The sequence below is a fragment of the Solihabitans fulvus genome (assembly GCF_008386585.1).
In the GTDB taxonomy this organism is placed as follows: Bacteria; Actinomycetota; Actinomycetes; order Mycobacteriales; family Pseudonocardiaceae; genus Solihabitans; species Solihabitans fulvus.
The window spans coordinates 1-327 of sequence record NZ_VUOB01000328.1; the positions used below are offsets into that span (position 1 = coordinate 1).

Below are 327 nucleotides of genomic sequence, written 5' to 3' on the forward strand. Positions count from 1 at the left end.
AGAAGGCCTAGGAAGAAATCTCTGATAAGTAAGAAGAATAAGATTGCAAGGTTAGACTTTGCTAATAAACATGTGAATTGGTCTCAAGAACAGTGGTCAAAAGTTTCCTTTAATGATGAAAGTAAGTTTAATTTGTTTGGTAATGATGGGAAAAACTATGTTCGGAGGTTTGAAGGTGAAGCATTGAGCAAAAAATGTACGAAAAAACTGTGATGTTTGGTGACGGGAGTGTCATGGTGTTCGGGATGTTTTCCATCCAAGGTACATCTCTTGTTCGTTTGAATAGTAGACTCAATGCTTCCATCAACAAAAAATTATTAGAAGATC

1 protein-coding gene is annotated in these 327 nt (G+C 35.8%); it reads left to right on the top strand.

The genetic code is table 11. The features are described 5' to 3' along the window. Positions 1-213 (top strand): hypothetical protein (locus F0L68_RS41710; protein WP_149855434.1); only part of this gene is annotated, 213 nt, incomplete at its 5' end. Positions 214-327 lie beyond the last annotated feature (114 nt).